At 56.3% G+C, this 26,100-nt stretch carries 26 protein-coding genes; 16 read left to right on the forward strand and 10 right to left on the reverse strand.

The genetic code is table 11. The annotated features are described in order from the left end of the window. Window positions 1–81: 81 nt before the first annotated feature. On the forward strand, window positions 82–2,088 hold the full coding sequence (locus tag BM316_RS08715) for a hypothetical protein (protein ID WP_090206551.1): 2,007 nt from the start codon (window positions 82–84) through the stop codon (window positions 2,086–2,088). Window positions 2,089–2,142: 54 nt separating this feature from the next. Here the strand turns inward: BM316_RS08715 and BM316_RS08720 are convergent, their stop codons facing one another. Continuing rightward, entirely contained in the window at window positions 2,143–2,373 is a 231-nt protein-coding gene (locus BM316_RS08720) for a DUF2842 domain-containing protein (protein WP_090206554.1), read from the reverse strand. 7 nt (window positions 2,374–2,380) lie between these two features. Then, window positions 2,381–3,673, reverse strand: coding sequence for an adenylosuccinate synthase (locus tag BM316_RS08725; RefSeq protein ID WP_090206556.1), 1,293 nt, complete (start codon window positions 3,671–3,673; stop codon window positions 2,381–2,383). A 138-nt stretch (window positions 3,674–3,811) separates the two neighbouring features. Here BM316_RS08725 and BM316_RS08730 point away from each other — a divergent pair, with 138 nt between their 5' ends. The 3 genes from BM316_RS08730 (at window position 3,812) to pyrG (ending at window position 6,441) form a co-directional block, all read left to right on the forward strand. After that, entirely contained in the window at window positions 3,812–4,207 is a 396-nt protein-coding gene (locus BM316_RS08730) for a DUF6524 family protein (protein WP_090206558.1), read from the forward strand. A gap of 77 nt (window positions 4,208–4,284) precedes the next feature. Further along, window positions 4,285–4,638 carry a preprotein translocase subunit SecG gene (gene secG, locus BM316_RS08735; RefSeq protein WP_090207788.1) on the forward strand — a complete coding sequence of 118 codons (354 nt, stop codon included), beginning with the start codon at window positions 4,285–4,287 and terminating at the stop codon, window positions 4,636–4,638. A 159-nt stretch (window positions 4,639–4,797) separates the two neighbouring features. Then, window positions 4,798–6,441, forward strand: a complete 1,644-nt coding sequence (pyrG, locus tag BM316_RS08740) for a CTP synthase (protein WP_090206561.1) — start codon at window positions 4,798–4,800, stop codon at window positions 6,439–6,441. On the opposite strand, the gene BM316_RS08745 is transcribed toward pyrG, so the two are convergent. Next, window positions 6,438–7,178 (reverse strand): MipA/OmpV family protein, encoded by a 741-nt coding sequence (locus tag BM316_RS08745; RefSeq protein ID WP_090206564.1) that lies wholly within the window; start codon window positions 7,176–7,178, stop codon window positions 6,438–6,440. The genes pyrG and BM316_RS08745 overlap by 4 nt on opposite strands. 109 nt (window positions 7,179–7,287) lie before the next feature. Here BM316_RS08745 and BM316_RS08750 point away from each other — a divergent pair, with 109 nt between their 5' ends. The 5 genes from BM316_RS08750 to BM316_RS08770 all read left to right on the forward strand — a co-directional run bounded on the left by BM316_RS08750 (window position 7,288) and on the right by BM316_RS08770 (window position 10,875). After that, complete coding sequence (locus BM316_RS08750) at window positions 7,288–8,079, forward strand: 23S rRNA (adenine(2030)-N(6))-methyltransferase RlmJ (RefSeq protein WP_090206566.1); 792 nt, start codon at window positions 7,288–7,290, stop codon at window positions 8,077–8,079. Window positions 8,080–8,084: 5 nt separating this feature from the next. Then, complete coding sequence (locus tag BM316_RS08755) at window positions 8,085–8,522, forward strand: tellurite resistance TerB family protein (RefSeq protein WP_090206569.1); 438 nt, start codon at window positions 8,085–8,087, stop codon at window positions 8,520–8,522. Continuing rightward, window positions 8,519–9,271, forward strand: a complete 753-nt coding sequence (locus BM316_RS08760) for a phosphate/phosphite/phosphonate ABC transporter substrate-binding protein (RefSeq protein WP_090206572.1) — start codon at window positions 8,519–8,521, stop codon at window positions 9,269–9,271. The genes BM316_RS08755 and BM316_RS08760 overlap by 4 nt, the downstream gene beginning before the upstream one ends. A gap of 83 nt (window positions 9,272–9,354) precedes the next feature. Continuing rightward, window positions 9,355–10,128 carry an ABC transporter ATP-binding protein gene (locus BM316_RS08765; protein ID WP_090207791.1) on the forward strand — a complete coding sequence of 258 codons (774 nt, stop codon included), beginning with the start codon at window positions 9,355–9,357 and terminating at the stop codon, window positions 10,126–10,128. A gap of 24 nt (window positions 10,129–10,152) precedes the next feature. After that, window positions 10,153–10,875, forward strand: coding sequence for a transporter substrate-binding domain-containing protein (locus BM316_RS08770; protein WP_090206574.1), 723 nt, complete (start codon window positions 10,153–10,155; stop codon window positions 10,873–10,875). Window positions 10,876–10,925: 50 nt separating this feature from the next. Here BM316_RS08770 and BM316_RS08775 read toward each other — a convergent pair whose 3' ends face one another. Then, entirely contained in the window at window positions 10,926–12,005 is a 1,080-nt protein-coding gene (locus BM316_RS08775; RefSeq protein WP_090206576.1) for an NAD(P)/FAD-dependent oxidoreductase, read from the reverse strand. 110 nt (window positions 12,006–12,115) lie between these two features. On the opposite strand from BM316_RS08775, the gene BM316_RS08780 reads away from it, so the two are divergent. From BM316_RS08780 to BM316_RS08805, 6 genes are all read left to right on the forward strand, one after another. Next, window positions 12,116–13,000, forward strand: a complete 885-nt coding sequence (locus BM316_RS08780) for an ABC transporter permease (protein WP_090206579.1) — start codon at window positions 12,116–12,118, stop codon at window positions 12,998–13,000. Further along, entirely contained in the window at window positions 13,000–13,806 is an 807-nt protein-coding gene (locus tag BM316_RS08785) for an ABC transporter permease (RefSeq protein WP_090206582.1), read from the forward strand. Before BM316_RS08780 ends, BM316_RS08785 begins: the two co-directional genes overlap by 1 nt. Further along, a complete protein-coding gene (locus BM316_RS08790; RefSeq protein ID WP_090206585.1) occupies window positions 13,803–15,134 on the forward strand; it encodes a glutamine synthetase family protein in 1,332 nt (443 codons plus the stop codon). Before BM316_RS08785 ends, BM316_RS08790 begins: the two co-directional genes overlap by 4 nt. A gap of 74 nt (window positions 15,135–15,208) precedes the next feature. Next, a complete protein-coding gene (locus BM316_RS08795; RefSeq protein ID WP_090206586.1) occupies window positions 15,209–15,892 on the forward strand; it encodes a type 1 glutamine amidotransferase in 684 nt (227 codons plus the stop codon). Then, window positions 15,889–17,241, forward strand: coding sequence for a glutamine synthetase family protein (locus BM316_RS08800; RefSeq protein ID WP_090206589.1), 1,353 nt, complete (start codon window positions 15,889–15,891; stop codon window positions 17,239–17,241). Before BM316_RS08795 ends, BM316_RS08800 begins: the two co-directional genes overlap by 4 nt. After that, window positions 17,241–18,548 carry an NAD(P)/FAD-dependent oxidoreductase gene (locus BM316_RS08805; RefSeq protein WP_090206592.1) on the forward strand — a complete coding sequence of 436 codons (1,308 nt, stop codon included), beginning with the start codon at window positions 17,241–17,243 and terminating at the stop codon, window positions 18,546–18,548. The genes BM316_RS08800 and BM316_RS08805 overlap by 1 nt, the downstream gene beginning before the upstream one ends. Window positions 18,549–18,669: 121 nt before the next feature. On the opposite strand, the gene phaR is transcribed toward BM316_RS08805, so the two are convergent. The 3 genes from phaR to BM316_RS08820 form a co-directional block, all read right to left on the reverse strand. After that, complete coding sequence (gene phaR, locus BM316_RS08810; RefSeq protein ID WP_090206594.1) at window positions 18,670–19,209, reverse strand: polyhydroxyalkanoate synthesis repressor PhaR; 540 nt, start codon at window positions 19,207–19,209, stop codon at window positions 18,670–18,672. 155 nt (window positions 19,210–19,364) lie between these two features. Further along, a complete protein-coding gene (locus BM316_RS08815) occupies window positions 19,365–19,814 on the reverse strand; it encodes a phasin family protein (RefSeq protein ID WP_090206596.1) in 450 nt (149 codons plus the stop codon). 158 nt (window positions 19,815–19,972) lie between these two features. Further along, complete coding sequence (locus BM316_RS08820; RefSeq protein WP_090206599.1) at window positions 19,973–21,769, reverse strand: PHA/PHB synthase family protein; 1,797 nt, start codon at window positions 21,767–21,769, stop codon at window positions 19,973–19,975. A 68-nt stretch (window positions 21,770–21,837) separates the two neighbouring features. Here BM316_RS08820 and phaZ point away from each other — a divergent pair, with 68 nt between their 5' ends. Then, the gene (gene phaZ, locus BM316_RS08825) at window positions 21,838–23,109 is read left to right on the forward strand and encodes a polyhydroxyalkanoate depolymerase (RefSeq protein WP_090207794.1); all 1,272 of its coding nucleotides are present in this window, start codon (window positions 21,838–21,840) and stop codon (window positions 23,107–23,109) included. Here the strand turns inward: phaZ and BM316_RS08830 are convergent, their stop codons facing one another. The 3 genes from BM316_RS08830 to BM316_RS08840 form a co-directional block, all read right to left on the reverse strand. Then, the gene (locus tag BM316_RS08830) at window positions 23,110–23,823 is read right to left on the reverse strand and encodes an alpha/beta fold hydrolase (RefSeq protein ID WP_090207796.1); all 714 of its coding nucleotides are present in this window, start codon (window positions 23,821–23,823) and stop codon (window positions 23,110–23,112) included. 81 nt (window positions 23,824–23,904) lie between these two features. Further along, window positions 23,905–24,768, reverse strand: a complete 864-nt coding sequence (locus BM316_RS08835) for an alpha/beta hydrolase (RefSeq protein ID WP_165606560.1) — start codon at window positions 24,766–24,768, stop codon at window positions 23,905–23,907. Continuing rightward, window positions 24,761–26,098, reverse strand: coding sequence for an MFS transporter (locus tag BM316_RS08840; protein ID WP_090206604.1), 1,338 nt, complete (start codon window positions 26,096–26,098; stop codon window positions 24,761–24,763). Before BM316_RS08840 ends, BM316_RS08835 begins: the two co-directional genes overlap by 8 nt. Window positions 26,099–26,100: the final 2 nt, after the last annotated feature.

Below are 26,100 nucleotides of genomic sequence, written 5' to 3' on the forward strand. Positions count from 1 at the left end.
GTAACCTGTTATTGGTTTGGTGTGAAAACCTAACAGACCGGGCCGAAACGTGGCCGCTCACAGCAAGGAAAGCGATATCTCATGAGCGAGCAAAACAAAATCCTCGACGTTACCTATGGCAAATTCTCGTGCCGACTTGAGGGATTTGATGATGCGGTGGAGACGATGAAGGCTGTGGTCACCTATTTCCATGACCTTGCCGGTCATGACAGCTTTCTTGAAGTTGCGCCCGGCCTTCCGGATATGGAAACGCTCGCCAGGTTGGCACAAGCCCAATCTGGCGGACAGGTCACTGCCGAACCGCTTGACGGCGGTGTCAGCCTGACACGAACCGAGCAGCTCGCTGACGATGTTTCCGAAGACGGAGCTGAAACCGAGGCTGAAGACGACGTGTCAGCAAATGAGGCGGAGGTTGAAGCTGAAGCCCCGGCAGACGAAGGCATGATCAATGCGTTTGTCGAGGCCGAAGAAGACGCCGCCGTTGATGATGGGCTTGCTGATGAGGCAGATGAAGTTGCTGCAAATGACTTCGCTTCAAACGAGACAGATGAAGACAACAACGAGACGGCGACAGACGTACACTCTGAGCCAGAGGAAGAAGCAATCGAAGAAACTGCAGAAGAAGCGCCTGCCGATGACGATAGCTTTGAAAGCCGCCTGAACCGCATCCGTGCAGCGGTCAGCCAAGGAAACGAGGTTGAGGCCACCGCAGATTCTGAGAGTGCCGATGAGGTGAAGGCAGAAGAAGAAACCGCCGCGAAAACCAGCGCTACGGTCTCCGACTTCCGCCCCGGAAATCCTCTCGCACAGAGACTCGCACGGCTGGCACAGCGCAAGTCTGAAGTCATGATGGCCGAAGACCGGAAGATAACACCGCTGTCACAAGACAAGGACGACACAGGATTTGATGTCGCGGCCGAGGAAGACGGGGCCGACCATTTACAAAGCGAAGACGCTGCCGCTTCTGACGACGTAGCGCCGCAATCTGAACCTGTAGAAGAACATGAATTTGACGCCGACATAGAGTTGGCCGAGGAAGAAGAGCTCGCGGAAGACGCCACAGCAGATGACGCTTGGGCTGCTGCTGACGAGGCGGACGTCGAAACGTCTTATGATGAATCTTCATCCGACGACATTGATGTAGGCGAAACAACAAGCGAAGACACGGGTTTCGACGCACAGGATGAAGAGGCTGTCGAAGACGATCTTGATGACGAAGCCGATACTGACAAAGCCGATACAGACGATCGCCCTACTTCGCAGATCGACCGGCCTCTGTTGTTGACGACCCCGCAGCGCCCAATGGCGGATGATGCGAGCATCAACGATGACGATGATTTCGATCTTTCAGCCGAGCTGGCGGAGATTGAAAAAGAAATTGCAGCACGCCCACGCAATGAAATGACCCGCCACGGGCTGCCGCGCCGTGTCGAAGATGCGATGAGCCGCATTTTCACAGAAACGAACCAGCAACTTGATTCACCCGAAGGCCGTCGCCATCGCGACGCCCTCGCCCAGCTCAAAGCTGCCGTTGCAGCAACCGAAGCTGCGAAACAACTGGGTGAAAGCAACCGGTCCCGTGACGCAGGTGAGACCTTCCGCGATGATCTGGGCGCTTTGGACGCAGAGAACCGTCAGAAGCGCGATGGTCTGCCGCCTCTGAAACTGGTGACAACGGTAGAAGGAACAGCAGACGGTGAGGCATCCAAGCCTCGCGAAACGTCAAAGCCGCTCGACATTGCCGCCCAGCGCCTGCGCGAGATTGCAGCCACAAAGGACAGCGACGAGGACACGCCCGCTCCCGGTGGCTTCGCAGCATTTCTCGAAAAACAGGGTGTCAGCGATCTGGGCGACAAGCTTGAGGCGGCGGCGGCCTATCTGGCATTTGTCGAGAATGATCCTGATTTCACCCGCCCTCAGTTGATGCGTCTCGTTCAGTCTGCATCACGTGAGGAAATCAGCCGCGAAGATGGACTGCGCAGTTTCGGGCGGCTACTCCGCATGGGACGGTTTGCAAAGATGAACAACGGGCGGTTCAAGGTTGATGACAATACCCCGTTCCGTCCGCGCAAGTCGCGTTTGGCCTAAGTAAGGGTCGGAGTGCTAAGAAATGAAAGGCGGGCCAAGTGCCCGCCTTTTTCACTATCGCCCGCTTTGATCTGGGTCGGGTTGTCCAATCCCCTTGAACACCCATTTTAGCGGAAAGGCCCAGCCGATCCCCAGCAAGATATAAACGACAAACTCAACTGGCCACGGAAACCGGATCTGGTTGTTCATCATGCCGCTCATGATACCTGCGGCGAATATAATGTAGATTGGCAACCCAATCACCAGGATAAAAAGCGCCAGTCTTTTCCGTGCCTTGTAAGTCATTTTTCCTCTAGTCAGCGAAGGGGTCAGTCACCAGAATGGTGTCTTCCCGCTCAGGTGACGTGGAAACTAGGGCAACTGGGCAATCGATCAACTCTTCGATGCGGCGCACGTATTTGATGGCCTGCGCGGGCAGATCGGCCCAGGATCGCGCGCCTTCGGTCGATTGGGACCAGCCTTCAATCTCTTCATAGATAGGTTTGCAGCGTGCCTGCTGATCGGCGGCTGTTGGCAAATAATCAAGGGTCTTGCCGTCCAACTCATACCCGACGCAAATCTTGAGTGTCTCAAAACCATCCAGAACATCAAGCTTTGTCAATGAGATACCGGACACACCTGATGTCGCACATGTCTGGCGGACAAGGCAGGCGTCAAACCACCCACAGCGCCGCTTGCGGCCGGTCGTCGTGCCAAATTCATGCCCGCGCTCGCCCAGACGCTGGCCATCGTCATCATGCAATTCGGTGGGAAACGGACCTTCGCCGACGCGTGTGGTATAGGCTTTCACAATACCGAGAACGAAATCAATCGCACCCGGCCCCATGCCGACACCCGTTGCCGCCTGGCCTGCAATCACGTTGGACGAGGTCACAAACGGATAGGTGCCGAAGTCGATATCAAGAAGCGCACCCTGCGCCCCTTCGAACAGGATGCGTTTTCCTGCCTTGCGCTTTTCATTGAGAACTTTCCAGACCGGCGCGGCGTACTCCAGAATGGCCGGCGCAATGTCACGCAGCTTCGCAATCAGTCCGTCGCGGTCAATCGGGTCGAGACCCAGCCCGCGGCGCAATGCGTCGTGATGCACAAGCGCACGATCAACCCGCAACTCAAGGGTTGCGTCATCGGCGAGGTCAGCGACCCGGATCACCCGACGCCCGACCTTGTCTTCATAACACGGACCAATTCCGCGACCTGTCGTGCCGATCTTGGCGACGGAATTCTGATTTTCGCGCGCACGGTCCAGTTCACCGTGAAACGGCAAGATGAGCGGCGTATTTTCTGCAATCATCAAGGTTTCGGGCGAAATAGTGACGCCCTGCTCGCGCAGCGTTTCAATCTCTTTCAGCAGGTGCCACGGATCAAGAACAACACCGTTGCCGATGATGGAGAGCTTGCCGCCGCGCACGACGCCTGATGGGAGTGCGTGAAGCTTGTAGACCTCGCCTTCGATGACAAGGGTATGGCCCGCGTTGTGCCCCCCCTGAAAACGCGCGATGACATCGGCACGTTCGGAGAGCCAGTCCACGATTTTGCCTTTGCCTTCATCGCCCCACTGGGCGCCTACGACCACCACGTTTGCCATTAGAATCCGTCCTCGCGTCAATGCGTGCCCCCTATAGCTTTCCGCCCCGTCTGGGGAAACCGCTAAATTGGCGCAGGCTATGCTGGACACCGGACAAGGGTGACGCCATCTTTCAGCCAAGCAGGAAAGGAAGAGAACATGGGTTTCGTTCTACGCTGGATATTCGCCTTTATTCTGCTGTCGGCCACCTACAACCCGACGGCGTGGAATTTCGTGCGGTGGGCAGAGGCCAATAGCGAAGAGAGCCTTTCCTTGGTGGTCTTGGGCGGGCTGGTCCTTCTCATCGGATACATCATTTATTTGCGGGCCACGTTACGCTCGATCGGGATTTTTGGCATGATCCTTGTTCTGGCAACCGTCAGCACAGTGATCTGGGTGCTTTTTGATCAAGGGCTGATCAGTCTCGACAACCCGACCGTCAACACATGGATCGCGATCTTCGCGCTGTCGCTGGTTCTTGCGATTGGCTTGTCTTGGTCAATTGTCCGTCGGAGGCTGACCGGCCAAACTGACGTGGATGACATCGACGAATAGGCACCATTCAGGGGTTGCGGGATTGCCACGCAGCTTTTAGATACCGCGTGTTCGCGAACGCCCCGAAAGGCCCATTGATGGAAAACGTCGTCCTTATCATTCACCTGATCCTTGCGCTCAGTCTGATTGGCACAGTGCTGCTCCAGCGCTCTGAGGGTGGTGGCCTGGGTATGGGCGGCGGCGGCGGTGGCGCAACGGGCAGTCGTCCGGCCGCAACAGCGATGAGCAAGTTCACATGGGCGTTGGCCGTTGCTTTCATCTGCACGTCAATCGCTCTGACCCTGATCGCACAAAGCAATTCTTCAGGTGCGTCGGTTGCTGACCGGCTTGCCCCATTGCCAACCGAAGAAGGCGTCGAAGTGCCGTCATTAGGTGATAGCCTTCTGCCACCATCTTCCGATGATGCGCCTCTGCTGCCTTCCGGCGACTAACCACAACCCGTTGCAGCGGGGGGTGCCTGCTGCAACACGATCTTGGGGTAATGGTTGCCAAACAGCGGCGAATCCGCTAGTAGTCAAATCCCGTGATGATGCGAACTTTCGGGTTCGTTTTTCTTGAAATTTTGATTATCTCGCGGGGGTACTCAGCCAATGGCACGCTTTATTTTCATCACTGGCGGTGTGGTGTCTTCGCTTGGCAAGGGACTGGCCTCGGCGGCGCTTGGCGCGTTGCTTCAGGCGCGCGGCTATTCTGTCAGACTGCGCAAACTTGACCCCTACCTCAACGTTGATCCCGGGACGATGTCACCCTTCGAGCATGGCGAAGTCTTCGTCACCGACGATGGCGCTGAAACCGATCTCGATCTTGGCCACTACGAGCGTTTCACAGGCGTGCCCGCGCGGAAAACGGATTCGGTTTCGTCCGGCCGCATCTATTCAGACGTTTTGGAAAAAGAGCGCCGCGGTGATTACTTGGGCAAGACAATCCAGGTGGTGCCCCACGTCACGAACCAGATCAAAGACTTCATTTCGATTGGCGAAGACGAAGTTGACTTCATGCTGTGCGAAATCGGTGGCACAGTTGGCGACATTGAAGGTCTGCCGTTCTTCGAGGCCATCCGTCAGTTCGCCCATGACAAGCCGCAAGGTCAGTGCATTTTCATGCACCTCACGCTTTTGCCCTATCTCGCCGCATCCGGTGAATTGAAAACCAAACCGACCCAGCACTCGGTGAAAGAGCTGCAGTCAATCGGGATCGCCCCTGACATTCTGGTTTGCCGCTCAGAGCAGCCGATCCCTGAAAAAGAGCGTGAAAAAATTGCGCTTTTCTGCAACGTCCGCAAACAGTGCGTTGTCGCCGCCTATGACCTGAAATCCATTTATGAGGCACCCCTTGCCTATCATGAGCAGGGTCTCGATCAGGCGGTTCTGGACGCATTTGGTATCTCCCCTGCTCCGGCGCCAAAGCTAGAAGTCTGGCACGATGTCTACGACCGCATCCACAATCCCGAGGGTCAGGTCAAAGTGGCCATCGTCGGGAAATACACCCAGCTTGAGGACGCCTATAAGTCGATCGCAGAGGCGTTGACGCATGGCGGAATGGCGAACCGTGTAAAAGTCAAAATCGAATGGGTCGACGCCGAACTTTTCGACAATGACGATGCCACGCCTTATCTCGAAGGCTTCCACGCAATTCTGGTTCCCGGCGGCTTTGGCGAACGCGGAACCGAAGGCAAAATCAAAGCCGCAAAGTTCGCGCGTGAAAAGAAAATCCCCTATCTCGGAATTTGCCTGGGCATGCAAATGGCCGTGATTGAGGCCGCGCGAAACGTTGCCGGCCTTGAAAAAGCCGGATCAGAAGAATTCGACCATGAAGCGGGCAAGAAACGCTTTGAGCCGGTCGTCTATCATTTGAAGGAATGGGTCCAAGGCAATCACATGGTTGCCCGCAAGGCTGACGACGACAAAGGCGGTACAATGCGTCTTGGGGCCTATGATGCGACTTTGATCGAAGGCTCGAAAGTTGCTGAGGTCTACGGTTCTACATCAATCGAAGAGCGTCACCGCCACCGCTACGAGGTCGATATCAAGTATCGCGATATGCTTGAGGCTTCGGGGCTGAAATTCTCCGGCATGTCACCGGATGGCAAACTGCCGGAGATCGTCGAATGGGAAGGTCACCCCTGGTTTATTGGTGTCCAGTTCCATCCTGAACTGAAGTCCAAGCCCTTCGCGCCGCATCCACTATTTGCTGATTTCGTGCGCGCCGCCGTTGATACCTCGCGCCTCGTTTAAAAGTCGAAGCTGAAAAGACGCGTGATCGCAACAGAGGTTGTGATCTGCGTGTCATCTTGGCTCAGCGGGCTATCCGCGGCGTCGCCTTGCAAGAGATCGTAGCGCAGCGAACCGACGACCTCCCATTCGTCACTGATGGAATAGGTCGCCTCGACAGAAAGACCGGTGCTGACAAGTCCCGCGTCGGGATCGTAGGCTTCAAAATCAGTTGCGTCTGCTTCTGTTGATGACACACCAAAATAGGTGCCGACATAATCCGCATCGCCCCAAAGTGTGCGTGGCCCAAATGCGATCTTGAGGTCCGCGCTAGGATAGAAAATCACGTCGCCGCCAATTTCCGCAACAAATGATTCATGCCCAATCACGCCGTAACGCACGGCAGCAAATCCGGTGAACTGCGCCGTGTCATATGTCAGCCCGCCGCCTAGTTCTACGCTCGGATCAATTTCACGCAATCCTGACAAATCATCGGAGTTTTCATCACTGCGCCCCTCCACCAACCGGAATGATCCAGTGGCACCAAATCCTTGCTTCTGTTCTCCACCAATTGCGATTCCGCCAAATTGGAGCCGTTCCAATGTGAATTCCGTACCGAGTCCAAGGGCCATCTCATCCGACCCGGGATAGGCAGGCGCATACTCAGGTCCGAAACCCAGACGGAAAGTGAGCTTGTTCTCTTGCGCGACAGCCGGGGAGGCAACGGACAATATCATCAAAGAGAGGATGAACGCGCGCATGGGGCAGGCCTTTCAGCAAATTGCGCGGACCGACGGCAGGGCTTGCAAACGGTCCCGATAGACATTGTTACGCCCTTAAGCTAGCGATGGATCAAAGGTTTCACACTTCATGCTATCATACCAACACATCTATCACGCAGGAAATCTTGCTGACGTGCATAAGCACGCGCTGCTGGCTTGGGTGCTGGCGTATATGACCCGCAAGGACAAGCCTTTGTCCTATATCGAAACACACGCCGGGCGCGGTCTTTACGATCTGCAAGACGCAGCCGCGCGCAAAACAGGCGAAGCCACACAGGGTATCGGCGCGGTCGGTGACTGGTTTCACGATGACCATCCCTATGCCCGCGCCCTTGCACGCATTCGCGCCAAGCACGGGCCGGATGCCTACCCCGGATCGCCAGCTATCGCAGGTGAATTGCTGCGTGCAATCGACGACATCCACCTGGCTGAGCTGCATCCGCAGGAATACGCGGCGCTTTCTGCGAATATGTCTGCTTATGGTGGCGTCTTTCGCCAACAGGACGGATTTGCGGCAACGCTCTCGCTCTGCCCACCTGAGCCCCGTCGGGGACTGCTCTTGATTGATCCCTCATTCGAAGTGAAATCTGACTATCAGACAATCCCGAAGTTCATTGCGCAAATACATCGCAAATGGAATGTCGGCGTGATCATGCTTTGGTATCCGATCCTTGGTGACAAACGGCATATCAGCATGACCAAAGCACTTGCCCAGACGATTCCAGCCGGAACGGTCCACGAGGTGTCATTTCCGCCTGCGCGCAAGGGGCATGGCATGATCGGTTCCGGTTTGTGGTTGCTCAATGCCCCCTACGGCTTTGAGGAAGAGGCGACAAAATTGTCCGCGCACTTTGCAGCCCTCAATCGCGACCCTATGTAAGCGATATGATAGGTGATCTTCTCAGGCGTTTGACAGCCCCCGACCCCCAACCTCTTCAGGAAACAGATGCGCGCGTTGCGCTTGGTGCGCTTCTCGTGCGCGTTGCGCGCTCAGACGGTGACTATGCCGCGTCTGAAATCGCACAGATCGATCAGGTATTGATGCGTCGCTACGGCCTTGATCAAAAAGCTGCAGCCCATCTGCGCGCGGAATGCGAAGCCCTTGAGGCGGAAGCCCCCGACACTGTCCGCTTTACCCGAGCGATCAAAGATGCGGTCGACTACGAGAATCGCGTTGGTGTGATCGAGGCACTTTGGGCGGTGGTCATGGCCGACGGTGTGCGCGATGACGAGGAAGATAGCATGATGCGAATGACGGCATCATTGCTCGGCGTGACGGATCAGGACAGCCACCGCGCAAGGCTCAGGGTCAGCGCAGGATGATCGCCAGCCTGCCGATGTATATGACGCCTCTGACGGAAGCGGCCTATCATCGGTTTTGGGCAGCAATCAGGAAGCATCTGGCCAGAGCAGGCCTCGATGCACCTGAGGAAATCAGCACAGGCACGACAGACCTGCTAGCGCATTGGCGCGACCCCAGCCTTCTGCTTTCGCAAACCTGCAGTTTGCCCTACCGCGCAAAGCTGAAAGACCACGTCAGTCTTGTCGGAACACCAGACTACGGTCTGCCTGATTGTCCCGCAGGTCACTACAACAGTGTCATTCTCGTTCGTGACGCCAGTCATGTAGGCGATCTTAGCGATCTGAGGGGGCAGCGCTTCGCCTATAACGATGCGTTGTCCCAGTCAGGCTGGGCAGCAGTGGCACTCGAAAGACCAGACATCCTTGGCGGAGCACACATGTGCACCGGCAGCCATCGCGCGTCAGCCCAAGCTGTCAGTGACGGGTTGGCAGACTTCGCAGCGCTCGATCATGTCACATGGCGGCTTCTGCGCGCAGAAGACAGATTTCGTGACTTGAGCGTCATTCATACAACCACCCCGACGCCTGCCCTGCCCTTCATCACAGCCCAACACGCACATGTTGATACGATCCGAAACGCCCTTAATGGTGCAATCGGCACATTGAGCGAAGCCGACCGTCAGATCCTGATGATCCAAGGATTGACCGATATCTCAACCGCGGCCTATGCCCTTCCGCTTCCTCCCTCCCCGGAGGCAATCAACGCTTGACGCTAGGTCAAACGCAAGCGCCCCGTTGCAAAACCCTGCAAAATAGGCACAACTAGCCCTTGGAATTGCAAAACGGCACGAGTGTGACAGACCAAACCCCCGTTATCGAGATACGCGACCTGCACAAGGCCTACGGGCAGCTTGAGGTACTCAAGGGTGTCGACATTACTGCGCCGGCAGGACATGTCGTTTCGCTGATCGGGTCATCAGGCTCTGGAAAATCGACACTTTTGCGCTGCGCAAACCTGCTTGAAGACAGCCAGCAAGGCGACGTGATCTTTTGCGGCGAACCTGTGGCATGGAAGGGCGAAGGTGCGAACCGTCGGCCAGGCGATCATGCACAGATGATCCGTATTCGCACAAACCTGTCGATGGTATTTCAGCAGTTCAATCTTTGGGCGCATATGACAATTCTGCAAAATGTCATGGAAGCACCCGTTACCGTCCTCAAGCGTGAAAAGGCTGAGGTTGAGGCTGCCGCACGGAAATACCTCGATAAGGTGGGCATTGGCGACAAATGCGACGTCTATCCCGCACAGCTCTCAGGTGGCCAGCAACAGCGCGCCGCGATTGCGCGCGCCTTGTGTATGGAGCCAAAGGCGCTGCTGTTTGACGAGCCAACCAGCGCTCTTGACCCGGAACTTGAACAAGAAGTGGTGAAGGTCATCAAGGATTTGGCCGCCGAAGGGCGGACCATGATTATCGTCACCCACGATATGCGGATGGCGCACGACGTGAGTGATCACGTCGTTTTTCTGCATCAAGGCAAAATCGAAGAGCAAGGCCCACCAGGCGAACTCTTCGGCAATCCAAAGACCGAACGTTTGCGGGGCTTTCTATCCGCGACGGTCTCATAACTTCATCAACTCGGGAGAAAACTGATGAGAAACCTGATCCTTTCGACTGCTGCGCTGGCCCTTTTGGGCGGCATGGCTTTTGCAGACGGCCACGCAGTCGTGCGCATGGGCACCGAAGGTGCCTACCCTCCATACAACTTCCTCAACGATGATGGTGAAGTTGACGGCTTTGAGCGTGAACTGGGCGATGAGCTTTGTGCGCGCGCCGAACTGACCTGTGAGTGGGTTACCAACGAGTGGGACAGCATTATCCCTAACCTCGTGTCCGGCAACTACGATGTGATCATCGCCGGCATGTCGATCACCGATGAGCGTGACGAGGTCATCGACTTCTCGCAGAACTACACACAGCCTGATCCCTCCGCATATCTTGCGATGTCTGATGATGTCGACCTTGAGAACGGTGTGATCGCCGCACAGACCGGTACAATCCAGGCAGCACATATTGCCTCGACCGGTGCAACACTGCTGGAATTTGCGACACCTGATGAGACCATCGCAGCGGTCAAAGCTGGTGAAGCTGACGCCGTTCTGGCCGACAAAGCCTATCTGACCCCGATCGCCGAAGCTGACGGCGAGTTGATCATGTTGGGCCAGCAGGAGTTGATCGGCGGCGGAGTTGGTCTTGGCCTGCGCGAAAGCGACGGTGAATTGCGCGAAGCCTTTGATGCAGCCATCACTTCGATGAAAGAAGACGGCTCGCTGAACGAGCTGATCGCCAAGTGGGGCGTCGGCGAGCAGTTCTAAGACCTGCCGCAAATCTCTAGGATCAGGGCCGCTTTTCGGGCGGCCCTTTTTTATTGTGCAAAGCGGTCGGGCCGATATGGCGCCAACAAGGCCGCCCCCGCGTTGTCCAGCCGCCCTGCGATCTCTTGCGCAGCAAGCTCTGCGACGATGGGTCCGAGCGTGATCCCCGAGTGCAGACAGGCGACATAGACATTTTCGGCTAACGACCCGATCACTGGCTTGCCGTCAGCGGGCACCGGCCGTTCGCCGTACATGATCTCTGACCAGTCCAGGTCCTCAATTCCGTTCAGAAATTCGCGCAGACGCACCATGGCGGCGTCGGCAGCTTCATTTGGCATTTCGGTCAATTGATCTGACGAATCCGCCTGATGATGTGCAGCCGCAGGCATCAGAATGTGGCCTGATGGCTCCTGACGGATTTCGCCGATTGGGCTTGCAAGGATATGGCGCAAAATTGGCGTAACAGGCTTGGTGCGCATATTGTAGGCGGGGCGGTGCAGCATCGGGACTCTTGCGCCGATGGACCCTGCAAGCGCTTGGGTCCCGGTACCGGTTGCCAAGACCACTTGATCAGCCCAGAGAACCCCTTGCGCCGTTTCAACCCCGCTGCGCCCATCGTCCGCCTGAAGGACACGATTGACCTGCAGGCCGCGGATGACCTTTGCCCCTGCGGCCTCAGCCACGGCGAGCAGTCGGTTGGGCATGTCGGCAGAGGGGGCCGCACCCTCGACAGGAAAATGCAGCGCTACTTCAGGCACCGCCCGCAGCGCTGGTTCTTTGGATGCGATAGCCTGAGGCGATTGCCATTCGACAGGGTAAGAGAGTTCTCCCAATTGGTCTGCCAGTTTTTCCAAATCCGGGACAGGCAGGTCCCAGCACAGACAGCCGGACCACTGCAGATCAATCGCATCCTCGTCCGTCAGACGATGCCATGCTGCAATCCCTTCAGCCCGCAACCGATGATGATCGTCGTCGAGAAAGAAACTCGCATTGATCCAACCGAAAGACGCGGTTGTTGCTAGAGGAGCTTGCCCGGCGATGACCGTCACGTCTGCACCAGCGCGGGCCAGACGCATGGCAATTCCTGCCCCAATGATCCCCGCACCCACAACAATGATCCGCTGCGCCATGTCAGCAACCTCGCCTTATCCCCTGTCGTCCAGCCGAGATAATCACACCAAGAGATTGACACACAAGGTGAGATGGTGGACCCATGTCTGACAGGCAATTTGGGCGATAAATGTTCGGTTATTGTGAAGATCCCGCGACACTAGACGGACTCGTCTGGCTCAGTTGCTATCTGACAACCGGCAAACATATGTCCATCTACTGGGCAGTCGGCACCGTCTTGTTGCTTCTGGCAATCACCGCACCGGCAGCACTGGCGTTTGGTTTCGCAGGCGCATCTGCCGCGCGGAGCACTCTTGCGCCCCTGCGCTGGATTGGCAAAACCTACATCGCCGTCGTGCGCGGCATTCCTGACATCGCTTTTTTCCTTTTCTTCGTGATCGCACTGGATCAGGCGTTTGAATACGTGCGGCACAAGATCAAATGCCCCGATTGGCAAGAGCCCATCAGGCAGGGCAATGACTTTGTCGTTTGCTCGGCTGCAAAATTACCCTTGGGCAATGCCCCGCAGTGGGTACATGAAACCTATGGCTTCTTTCTTGCTGTCCTGACCTTCGCCATTGTTTTCGGAGCCTTTGCTGCCAACGTCTTGTTCGGCGCCATGCGGGCCGTCCCGAAAGGGCAGCTCGAAACAGCAGAGGCTTACGGCATGAACCGTCGCCAGACGTTCTGGCGCGTGCTGGTGCCGCAAATGTGGGTCTATGCCTTGCCGGGTCTTTCCAATCTCTGGATGGTCCTGATCAAGGCCACGCCATTGTTGTTCTTGCTTGGTGTCGAAGACATCGTCTATTGGGCGCGCGAGCTGGGCGGCGCGAAACAACCCCAGTTCACGGATTACCCGCATCCTGATTGGCGCATGTGGTATTTCCTCGCCCTGCTGGTTTTCTACCTCGCCTTTACCAAAGTTTCAGAAGTCGTACTTGACCGCATTATGGCCAAGCTGACCCACGGGCAGGCAACCGCCGCAGGTGAGCGTCAGAGAAAGGCTGCAGCCTAATGTCTTGTTGGGAAACGATTGCCGACTACGCCCTGCGGAGCCAAGGGATTGGTGAGAGGCTTCTGCCGCGCAGCGACTTCACACTTTGCCAGCAGTTTGTGCTGATCGGCTCAGGCATGATCTGGAATATCTATTTCGGGATCTTTGCTCTTGTCTCAGGCTTCTTCCTTGCGACGGCAGTGGCTGTGGGCAAGGCCGCGCAGAACCCCCTTTATCGCAAGCCAGCGGAATGGTTCATATTCATTTTCCGTGGCTCGCCGCTGTTTATTCAATTCTTCTTTGCCTACTTCGTCTTCCTCAGTCTCAAGCAATTCAGCCCTTTCTTCGATGCCTTTACATCGGCGTGGCTGGGGGCGCTGATTGTGCTGTTCCTGAACACGGCAGCTTACTCTGGCGAGATTTTCTACGGTGCCCTGCAGTCAATCCCCAAGGGCGATACAGAAGCGGCCGATGCATATGGTCTATCGGGCTGGTCACGCTTCAAACGGGTGATATGGCCCACCATGCTGCGTCTGGCGTGGCCTGCCTACACCAACGAAGCGATCTTCCTGTTTCATGCGACCACGCTTGTCTTCTTTTCGGGTTTTCCGGCGACACAGCAGCGCGGTGATGCACTCTACTATGCCAATTATTTTGCCGACAAGACGTTCAACCCGTTCATCCCCTACCCGATCCTTGCGTTCTATTTCATCTTGCTGACGCTTGCGGTCATTGGCATCTTCGGCCTTGTAAACAACCGCCTGAACCGCCACCTGCCGCAAGACAGACGCAAGGCCCTGAAACTCAAACCACAGATTATCCGATGAGCTGGCTCGACGACCACCCTGAAGTCCGCAACCTGCGTTGCGGCGTAGCAGACCTGAACGGGCAAGCGCGCGGCAAACGCGTTCCTCGTCGCTTTGCGGCCAAACTTGAAAAAGACGGCACACGGATGCCCCTCTCGGTGGTCAACGTGGACATCTGGGGAGAGGACATCGAAGATAGCCCGCTGGTGTTTGAAACGGGTGACGCGGACGGTGAGATGCTTCCGACCGAACGCGGCTACGTTCCTATGCCGTGGTTGCCGACACCGACTGCGCTTCTGCCCTTGTGGGCGTATCATGAGGATGGTCGCCCCTTCGCCGGTGACCCGCGACACGCGCTGGCAGAAGTGCTCAAGCGCTACAAGGAACGGGGCCTGACACCTGTCGTCGCCACGGAGATGGAATTCTATCTCGTGGATGACAGTGGCAAAGGGATCATGCAGCCCAAATCTCCACGCTCAGGCAAGCGTCGTGATGCAGCCGAGGTTCTATCCCTTCGTGCGCTTGATGCCTTCGACATTTTCTTCAACGAGCTTTATGACGGCTGCGAGGCGATGGATATTCCCGCGGAGGCCGCAATTTCCGAAAGCGGTTTGGGTCAGTTTGAGGTCAATCTTGAACATGTCCCTGATGCGCTCAAGGCCGCAGATGATGCGTGGTTTTTCAAGATGCTGGTGCGCGGACTTGCCCGCAATCACGGTATGGCGGCAAGCTTCATGGCAAAGCCTTATGATGAATATTCCGGCAACGGGATGCATGTGCATTTCTCGGTCGTTGATGAAGACGGCAACAATGTCTTTGCCAACGGTACGTTCGAGGGAACGCCCATGCTGCAAAACGCGATCGCCGGATGCTTGCAGGGCATGTCCGAACTTGCGTTGATCTTTGCGCCACATGCCAACAGCTACGAGCGCCTCGTACCTGAAAGCCATGCGCCAACCAGCATCTGCTGGGCTTACGACAACCGCACCGCCTCGGTCCGTGTGCCTGGTGGCAGCTTCGCGGCGCGTCGGATCGAACATCGCGTCGCCGGGGGCGATGTGAACCCCTACCTGTTTCTTGCCGCCGTCCTTGGCTCTGCATTGATCGGGATCGAGGACGGGCTGACACCGCCTGCCCCGATCACTGGTAACGCATATGATCAAAAGTTGGATCAGTTGCCAAGTGACTGGTCTGAAGCCATCAAATCCTTCGAGAACAGCACCATGGCGCGCCGAATTTTCGATAAACAGCTGGTAGATAACTTTCTGCGAACGAAGCGTCAGGAATTGCGCGACTTCCAGGAACTGACACCTGAAGAGCAGCTCGCGCTCTATCTGGACACTGTTTGATCAAATTATTCCAGACCCCCTAGCGTCCTGTCGCGCGAGCGATTAGCGTGGATGCATCAATCGCATGGTGAATCATGAAAATCGGTATTTTGCAGACCGGACACGCTCCTGACGAGTTGCTGCGTGATCGCGGGGACTATGATGCGCATTTCCAACGCCTTTTGGATGGGCATGGATTTACGTTTGAAACCTACAATGTCGTGGATATGTCATTTCCGGAAAGCGTCACTCAATGTGACGGATGGCTGGTTACGGGTTCGAAACACGGCGCTTACGAGGATCACCCTTTCATTCCGCCGCTCGAGGATTTCATTCGCGAAGCGTATGAAGCACGTATTCCCATGGTTGGAATATGCTTCGGGCATCAGATCATCGCCCAGGCACTTGGCGGCCATGTTGAAAAATTCGCTGGTGGCTGGTCTGTCGGACGGCGCGAATATGACTGGAACGGCGAGGTGATAGCGCTGAACGCCTGGCATCAGGATCAGGTCATCCGCCGCCCTGAAGGGGCCAAGGTTCTTGCCGCCAACGATTTTTGCGAAAACGCGGCACTCGTTTATGAGGACCGCATCTTTACCGTGCAGCCTCACCCTGAATTCGACAGCACGTTCATTGAAGGGCTGGCGATACATCGGGGTCCCGGCGTCGTGCCAGAGAACCAATTACAAGAGGTGGTCGCAAACCTCGACCGCCCGGTCAACAATAACCAACTGGCCGCCAAGATCGCGCGCTTCTTCAAGGAAAGGACTGTCGCATGAGCTGGATGGACGAAATTCCCGAGGCTGCCAGAACCTACCTTGAGGTAAACCGCCTCGACGAGGTTGAATGTGTGATCGCCGATTTGCCCGGTATCGCCCGCGGTAAGGCTGTCCCGGCGGGCAAGTGGGACAAGCAGAACTATTTTCATCTGCCCAACTCGATCTTCTTCCAGACGATTACTGGCGACTGGGGTGAGGCCGCCGGGCCGGAAGGTTTCCTTGAACCTGATATGATCTTGAAGCCCGATTATTCGACGGCGACGGCTGCGCCATGGGCCAATGATGGGACCTTGCAGGTGATCCATGATGCCTATGACCAGAAGGGACGGCCGGTGCCTTTTGCGCCGCGCAATGTCCTGAAACGTGTTGTGGACCTTTATGCCAAGCAGGGGTGGACTCCCATCGTCGCACCGGAGATGGAATTCTATCTGGTCGGCCGCAATATCGATCCCGCCAAGCCGATTGCGCCAATGATGGGGCGCACCGGTCGCCCTGCAGCAGGACGCCAAGCCTATTCGATGTCAGCGGTTGATGACTATGGCCCTGTCATCGACGACATCTATGAATTTGCTGAAATTCAAGGATTTGAGATCGACGGCATCGCGCAGGAAGGCGGCGCAGGCCAGTTGGAAATTAACCTAAGGCACGGCGATCCGGTGAAACTTGCTGATGAGGTTTTCTACTTCAAGCGGCTGATCCGCGAGGCTGCACTGCGCCACGACTGTTTTGCCACCTTCATGGCTAAACCGATTGAGGGCGAACCCGGCTCTGCCATGCATGTTCATCATTCCGTCACCGACACCGACGGGCGCAACGTCTTTACCGGCCCCCAGAATGGTGAGACTGACGCGTTTTTCCATTTCATTGGTGGTCTGCAGGAACACTTGCCCAGCGCCATGGCGTTGATGGCACCTTATGTGAACAGCTACAGGCGTTATGTGCCAGGCGAAGCAGCGCCTGTGAACCTCGAATGGGGACGCGACAACCGGACAACGGGCATCCGGATACCAATCTCCAGCCCGGCGGCCAGACGCGTTGAAAATCGCCTGCCAGGGATGGACTGCAACCCGTACCTTTGTATCGCTGCGTCCCTCGCCTGTGGTTATCTTGGCATGATGAACGAGATTAGACCCGACAAACGCTGGCGCGGCGAAGCCTCTGACAGCGAGGCAGAGGTCGCTGAATCGCTTTGGACGGCGCTTGATCAGTTTGATGAGGCAACTGAGCTCCATAAGGTTCTGGGCACAGACTTCGCCAGAGTCTATTCCATCGTGAAGCGCGCGGAATACACTGAGTTCCTTCAGGTCATCAGCCCTTGGGAGCGCGAGCACCTTCTGCTGAACGTCTGATGGTCAGCCCGCTCTATCGGAACGAAAGACCCGGCGAACTTCCCGACAGTTGGTATGTCGCCTCCGCGCGCCTGCCAGCGGAACGACCATCGCTGAAGGGCCACCATCAGGCAGACGTCTGCATCATCGGCGCGGGCTTTACCGGACTGTCGACAGGCTGGGAACTGGCCCAAAAGGGTCTTGATGTGATCATTGTCGATGCACACCGTGTCGGGTTTGGCGCATCAGGGCGTAACGGTGGTCAGGTCTGGAGCGGCTACAACACGCCACAGCGCAAGCTGGCCAAAACGTACGGCGCTGACCATGCCAAAGATCTCTGGGCGATCACACAAGAGGCCAAGGCACGGGTGCGCGCAATCTGTGACGCACATGTCCCCGATGCGCGGTTTCGTCCGGGGATCGCAGAAGCGGCAACAAAACCTGCAGAAGTTGCAGAGATGCACCGCGACGCTGCCTTTCTGCAGGACAGCTACGGATATGCAGAGATCACCGCGTTAGATCGCAACCAAATTCAGGACATCATCCGCACAGAGGACTACTACGGCGGCCATCTTGATACGTGTGCCGGGCATATCCACCCTCTTCGGTTTGTCGTCGGGCTCGCTGATCTGGCCGAGGGTGCTGGTGCGCGCATCTTTGAACGGACCGAGGCGCACCACATCAGCGACGGCGATCCCGCGATTGTCAGATGCCCGCAAGGCCAGATCAGGGCCAGACATGTCATTCTTGCTGGCAACGGGTATCTGCCGAACCTGAGGCGCGCCGTCACGGCAAAGGTGTTGCCGGTCAACAGCTTTATCGCCGCGACAGAGCCGTTGGGCGAACGCGCATCGGAAATTCTGACACGGGACATTGCTGTCAGCGACAGTAAATTTGTGAACAGCTATTATCGCCTGTCCGAGGACAAGCGGCTGCTTTTTGGCGGACGTGCCGCCTATGGGATCGGCTTTCCGAAAACGCTGCATCAGGAAATGCAGGCACGGATTGCAGCAACCTTTCCCCAGATTGGCAAAGTGCGGATTGACTATGCCTGGGGTGGGACACTCGGTGTGACAGCAACGCGCCTCCCGGCGATACAGCGCCTTGCACCAAATGTCGTCTCCGCTGGTGGATATTCCGGCGTCGGTGTGGCCCTATCGGGCATGGCGGGCAAGATCCTTGCTGAAGCGATCGCGGGACAGGCTGGGCGCTTTGACACACTCGCCAACTTGCGTGTCCCCACCTACCCAGGTGGCACACTGTTCAGAAGCCCGATCAGGCATCTGGCCATGACATGGTTTTCGCTTAGAGACCGTCTAGGTGTGTGAGCCCGTCTTGTCTGGCTACAAGCGCGTCTCCGGAAGCGACGCCGCATCGCAAATCGCACGGCACCTGCGCCGCTGTCTCTTCAGCTAATGAGAGAGGCCGGAAAGTCCGATGACGCTCCGATCATTTACCCATTTTCGTAAGCTTTTCCTGCAAGGCGGCAAGCTGGCTTTTGATTTCGCCAAGGTCGTCATCGTCGCCTTTTTCACCGTCTTTGCCCGGTGCAATCATGCCGCCGGTCATCGCTTTGAAAAACGCTTCCTGTTGGGCGCGCATCGCCTCAAAGCCCGGCATGGCAGCCATCGGGTTCGCCTTGCCCATGTTCTCGAATGCCTTTGACTGACCCTCGCGCAGCATCTCAAAGCTGGCTTGCAGGAAGCCGGGAACAACCGACGCCGCCTGACTGGTGTAGCTGCGGACAAGATCGGTCAGCACATCAACTGGCAACACGCTTTCGCCACGGCTTTCGTGCTCTGCGATAATTTGCAACAGATACTGTCGGGTAAGGTCATCGCCGGATTTGAGATCCACAATCTGGACCTCACGCCCTTCACGGATAAAAGCAGCGATATCCTCAAGGGTCACATAGTCGCTCGTCTCAGTGTTGTAGAGGCGCCGGCTGGCATAGCGTTTGATCAAGAGTGGTTTATCGGCATCCGCCATGGTGCGTCCCTCCCGGACGTGTTGCGCTGCAGAGAAGACTATGCCGCGCCTGCTAAAAAGGGAAGCCTTTGCTGCAAATGAAAAGACGGCCCGCAATGCGGACCGTCCTTTAGAAATCTACCCGAGGGAGGTTCGGGCGTGTTTCTCAGCTTTGCTTACTTTGCAGCAGCAGTTGCTTTCTTGGCAGCAGCAGTCACTTCGTCAGTGGCTTTCTTTGCAGCTTTTGTCAGGTCTTCAGACATGTCCTTGCCAGCGGCCAGAACGATTTCCATTGTCTGTGTCTGAACTTTTTTCGCGATTTCAGCGAAAGCAGACATGTGCTCTGCAGCAGATTCAGCTTGTGCAGAAGCGAAGTCTGTCATCGCTTTTGCGTAGTCAGCAGGCTCTGCCTTTGCTTTAGACATAGCTTCCATCTTTGCGATGGTGTCTTGTGTCCACTTTGCGGACAGCTCAGCAGATTTGCCAGCGGCGTCCAGAGCAACAGCAGACATTTTCTCGGCCAGTGCAGTCTGGTTCTTGAACTGCTCTTCCATTGCTTTTGTGTCTACTGGGAATGCGCCAGCCATATCTTTGAAGATCGCTGTGAAGTCTTGTGATTTAGCCATTGTATCAGCCTTTCGGTTCGTAAGTCGGTGCGGGATTTTCGAAGAGGCCCCGCTGTTATCCTGTGACAAAGATATACGCGCTGCAGCGCAGCATTTCAAGTATTTTTTCTGCACTGCAGCAAAAAATGCTGCAACCGCATAAAGCTGATTATTTTCGGCTACTTAGCGACAACGTAAGTCCCGGGCGCAGGTGCAAGGATCGGAAAATCATCACTACCTGGTGTACGTGCTGGCACTTTTTTGCCGGATTTATCAGACAGCCAACCATCCCAGCGCGGCCACCACGACCCTTCGTTGAAGTCAGCACTGTCAAGCCAGTCATCCGCGGTGAGGCCAACTTCTGGATTGGTATAGTGACCATACTTCTTCTTTGAAGGCGGATTGATGATCCCCGCGATATGTCCGCTCTGGGACAGGATAAATGTCTTATCCTTTGATCCCATCTTTACGACGCCATCGTAGCTGCTTTTCCACGCTGCGATGTGATCGGTTTCGCAGGCAATTGCACAGAGCGGAACAGTGACATCATTCAGGTGAACGATCTCGCCGGAGATTTCGAAGCCCTCTGTCGCAAACTTGTCTTGTTGGCAAAGGCCGCGCAGATACTCGACCGACATTTTCGCAGGCAGGTTGGTGCCATCGCCGTTCCAGTAGAGCAGATCAAAAGCGGGCGGGGCCTTGCCCATCATGTAGCTTTTGATCGCCGGACCATAAATCAGGTCATTGGAGCGGAGGAATGAAAACGTCCGGGACATGAAGAAACTATCCAGAATGCCGCTTTCTTCGACTTCCTGCTCGATCCCGTCCACGAAGTCGTCGTCAAGAAAGACACCCACTTCGCCTCGGTCGGAGAAATCCGTCAGAGTAGTGAAGAACGTCGCTGAGTTGACAGTCTTGTCGCCACGCTTCTTCATCAAGGCCAGAGTCAGCGACAGTGTCGTTCCGGCGATGCAGTAGCCAACGACATTGATCGTTTTCACGTCGCAGATTTTTTTGACCTGATCCATCGCCGTCAGGTACCCGTCTTCAACATAATCCGTCATGGAAGTGTCACGATAACTGGTATCGGGGTTGACCCAAGAGACGACGAAGACCGTGTAACCTTGATCAACAGCCCACTTGATAAGGCTGTTCTGCGGTTTGAGGTCCATAATATAGAATTTGTTGATCCACGGCGGGAAGATCAGCAGCGGCCGCTGGTAGACTGTCTCCGTGCTTGGCGCGTATTGGATCAGCTCGAACATATGGTTTCGGTAGACGACTGAACCCGGCGTTGTTGCGAGGTTCTCACCCAGCTTGAAAGCCTTCTTGTCAGCCAGCGTGACGACAAGATCGCCCTCGTTGGCTTCGAGATCTGCGATCAGGTTTTCAAGACCGGCAACAAGACTTTCACCTTCTGTTTCGGCGGCAAGTGCAAGCGCTTCAGGATTCGTTGGCAGGAAATTTGTCGGGCTGATCATGTCGACAAGCTGTTGCGAGAAATAGCGCAGGCGCTTCTTTTCGTCTGCGTCGAGTGTCTCGATATCCTCGACGGCCTGCTGCACAGCTTCGGCGTTCATCAGGTATTGCTGCTTGATGAAATTGAAGTAGGGATTCGTTTCCCACAGCTCATGAGAAAAACGACGGTCACGCGGGGTTTCGTCGGTCGGTGGCTCCAGCTTGCCTTGTGCAAGCAGGTGCTGCGCCTCCACGAAATGCTTGACCGATTTGCCCCAGAATTCGAGTTGGTGCTCAATCAGCTTTGCCGGATTGTTGACCATCTCTGTCATGTAGGCGGTGGCCGCTTTCATGTAGAGTTCCTGGCTTGGTCCCTGCAACGCAGGTGCGACATGACGCCCCTGCCCCATAACTTTCAAGAGCCGTTGTGTGAGCTCCTCCACCTTGGCCAGATTGGCTTCCAGCTTTGCGACGTTTTGGCTAGATGTCGCGTTTGACTCCAAATCTTTTGTTGTCATTTTCAATTCCCTACGTGTATGCTGCACCTGCAGCATTTTTGCGCGCCTTACCATCGGAGATCGACAATATGAAGTACATGATGACTTACGACCTGATGGAAACCATGCGAAACACCAATCAGTGGCTCGGGGCGACAGCGCGCGCATATGCCTCTTATCCGATCATGTCGTGGGGCGCAAATCCGGCGATCGACTGGCTGAAGGCCTGGGGCGAAGTGACCGAGCGCACATTCGAGCGGATGATCGTCAAACCAGACTGGAATATTCCGCCCGTCGCCGGCCCGAAAGGCAAGGATTACCCCGTCGTCATCGAAACGGTTGTCGAAAAGCCTTTCGGCGATCTGATCCATTTCACAATGCCTGGCCGCAAGCCCAGCAAACGCCGCGTGATGCTGGTTGCTCCCATGTCAGGACACTACGCGACTCTGCTGCGCAAGACCGTGATCAGCCTCTTGCCTGATGCGGATGTATACGTCACCGACTGGCACAACGCGCGCGATATCCCCGTCAGCGCCGGCAAGTTCGATATCGAGGATTACACCCTTTATTTGATGGATTTCATGCGGGCTGTCGGCCCCGACATCCACGTCATCGCAGTCTGCCAGCCTGTGCCTCTCGCACTGGCAGCGACAGCCTATCTGGCGGAGCTTGATCCGAAAGCGCAGCCGCGTTCGCTGACATTGATCGGCGGACCGGTCGATCCCGAAGCAAATCATACAGAAGTCACCGACTTCGGCCGCTCGGTCACGATGGGCCAGTTGGAAGAAACCATGATCCAGCGTGTCGGCTTCAAATATGCCGGCGTCGGCCGGATGGTCTATCCCGGCCTGCTGCAGCTTGCCTCCTTCATCTCGATGAATGCTGAAATGCATACCAATGCCTTCCGCGATGAGATTATCCGCGTCGCAAAAGGCGAAGCCTCAGAGCATGACCGCCACAATGATTTCTATGATGAATATCTGGCAGTCATGGATATGACGGCGGAGTTCTATCTCTCAACGGTCGAACGCATCTTCAAAGGGCGCGAAATCGCACAGAACGACTTTGTCGTTGCGGGCCATAAGGTTGATTTCAGCAAGGTCACAACGGTTGCCGTCAAAATTGTCGAAGGTGAAGACGACGATATCTCGGCGCCCGGTCAGTGCCTTGCAGCATTGGATCTGCTGACTGGGCTGCCTGACGACAAAAAGGCCGCGCATCTTGAACCTGGCGCAGGGCACTATGGCATTTTTGCTGGCAAAAGCTGGCGGAACAACATTCGCCCGCTCGTTCTGGACTTTATTGATGCGAATGCTGATGCGCCGTCTGACGCACAGTCCAACGTCGTCAACCTCAAGTAATCACCGCAAAACGAGTGGCATTCTGATCCACCGGTGCAATGCATCGGTGGTCGCCTCTGGTCGTTCAAGTGTGGGCAGATACCCTGCCCCCTCAATGACCTCGAGTGACGCGTTGGGGATCAGCTCCGCAAGAAACTGATGGCGCTTGATGTGGTACTGGCCATCGTGGCTGCCACAGATCACCACGGCAGGTTGCGCAATCTTGCGCAAGACATCTTGTTGGTCGCGCCTGCGCTGCATCGCACGTGCTTGCTTGATGTATGCATCCGGCCCGACATCCTGACCCATCTGGGTCATTTTTTGAACAAGCGCCGCTTTGTCAGTAGACGGTCCCATCCATGTGGAGTTGATCTCGTGTTGCAACACGTCATCCCAACGCCCTGACTTGGCTGCGATGATCTGTTCTTCCCTTGCCGCTGCGCGTTCAGGCGAATCCGGTTGCGGCGTCGTGCTGACAAGGGCGATGCGCGTGATCCGCTCAGGCGCACGGCGCATGATCTCCATCGCGACCATGCCACCGAAGCCAACCCCCAACAGCGAAAATTTTGAGGGCGTCCAGCTGAGGATCTGACTTGCGATCTCTTCCATCCGCTCGCCACAGTCCGTTGGTGCCACCATCACCGCATGATCGCGCGACAATGCCTCGATCTGCGGGAAGAATACCCGTGCATCACACAAAACTGGCGGCAGCATCACGAGGGTTTCGCGCGACATGTCTGGTTGCCTCTTCTTCTTGGCGTTGCTCAGCGGTTCACCACAATAATCAAGCGCGCGCCATCGGAAATGCAAGGCACTTTACATGTTAAGCCCTTCCAGCCACGACAGAATTGCTGCAACCGCGCCGTCGGTCTGCTTTGGCGAAAAGATATCACCCGCCATGATATGCCCCATCTGGTCATCGTCGGGTGTCTGGTGGAACTTGTAGCTGGCCGTCGCAGCGCCCCATTTGGCAATGGCCTTTCGCGTCCGCTTTGCGGAGACAACCTGATCAGCGTCGTTATAGCAAAAAAGCGCCGGAGTTTTGATCACCCCGAGGTCTGCGCGCATGGCCTCTCTGACGGTCGCAGCCATCGTATGCACCGCCTTGGTCGGATAACGCACCGTCCAATACGCCGCGTGCGCTTCGTTGAGCACATTAAAGCTGCGCTCGCGCCCCACCACCAAATGCGAGCATTTCTCGGATGCTGGCAAATCCAGAATGGTCTGTGCCAAGCGGTGAGTCAGACCGAAATTGGGTGAAACATGGACCATCGCGTTCACCTTTGCGCCCCTTGCCAGTGCAATCGTTGCAAGCGTGCAGCCGGTAGAGCAGCCGATGACGATAACCTTCTCACCGATCAGATGTGCAATCTGCAAGGCCTCTGAGACATCATCGAGCCAGGCTTGTGGTGATGCAGTCGCCATTGCGTCACCGTCCTGCCCGTGACCTGTGAGGCGCGTAAAATGCAAGTTCGCACCAAGCGCATTGGCCACCTTGTCAGGCAACGGCCGTATTTCTTCCGGTGATGCAGAAAAGCCGTGGATGAAGAGGACAGCAAACTTTGTTTTCTGACCCCGCGCGCCAGCCCAGATCACACGCTTTTCACAGCCTTGCCGCAGGTTTGGAACCTGCGCCTCAGCCGCGGCCAGTTCGGCATCGAGGGTGTCGAGATCAGGCAAGGGCGCGGGCCGCCATCGGACGGTAGATGAATGCAAGGCCAAGCACCGCCACGAACAGGATCGCTGCCGGGATCAACGTGATAGCCATCTGCAGGGTCGCAATGGCCCCGTCGGACTGCGCGATTGTGCCATCTGTCGTCTCAAGCCACCCGGCCGCCGCCAATGTAAGCCCCAAAATCGCGGGCGCGACCGCGTTTGCAAGTTTCTGTCCAAAGAGCCACACAGCTGAGAATGCACCCTCGATCGCGGCACCGCTTTCACGGCGTGTGACGTCCATCAGATCAGGATACATCGCCCAGGGGATCTGCTGGTAAGCGCCATTGGTCATCCCAGCCAGCACAAACATACCCGCGATGGCGGTGACATTGACAGACGGCAACGCACTGTAAAGCGCATAAAGCAGCGCGATATAGAGCAAGAGCCCGACAATCAACGCACCTACCTTGCCAAGCCGGTTCGAAAGCAGCACCCAGAACGCCTGACTGAGGATCGAGCCGACCACAAAGGCCGCAAACATAAGACTGAGTGTGGTCAGCGCGGATGCAGCACCGGACAGCATCGTGTCGCCACTATCAACAATCAGGTATAGTGCCGCGAAGGGAAGCCCGGCTGTGATCATCGCAATTGCAAGTGTCATTACACCGTAAAGTACCACCAACACCATAAAGGCACGGTTGCTCAGCACCAAACCGAGGATACCCTTGAAACTGACCGTGACGGGTGTCTCAATGCGTGGTGCTTTGCGCACGGACCACAGCGAGAACCACACAGCACCGATCATCAAGGGCGAAACGGCCAGAGCCGCCATCGCATACCCCATGCTTCCGGCCAGCCCGGGGATCACCGCCCCGCCGATCAGGATACCGACGCTGGCAAAGGCCATCCGCCAACCTGTCATGGCCGACCTTTCCTTGGGATCTTGCGTGATCTCGCCAGCCTGCGCGCCATAAGGGATCGCAACCATCGTAAAACCAATGGTGGCCACACCGAAGCCTGCGATGACCCAAGCCACGTTCGCAGACATTCCCATCCCCTCAGGCACAGAAAACAGCCCGACCATCCCGACCGACATCACCAGAACGCCGATGAACATCCACGGCGCGCGCCGGCCAAACCGCGTCCTGGTCTTGTCAGAGAGATACCCGATCAGCGGGTCAGTGATCATATCAAAGATCAGGACCGCAGTGGTCACAAACCCCGCGATGCCTACCGGGACACCCAAAAACGCCGTCAGGTAGGCCAGTACCAAGAGTTGCTTGACGACCACAAAAACAACGATGCCCATATCAGCAAGGCCCCAGCCTGCTTTTTGTCCTACCGATAAAGCCATGA

Source organism: Yoonia litorea, from assembly GCF_900114675.1.
Classification (GTDB): Bacteria; Pseudomonadota; Alphaproteobacteria; order Rhodobacterales; family Rhodobacteraceae; genus Yoonia; species Yoonia litorea.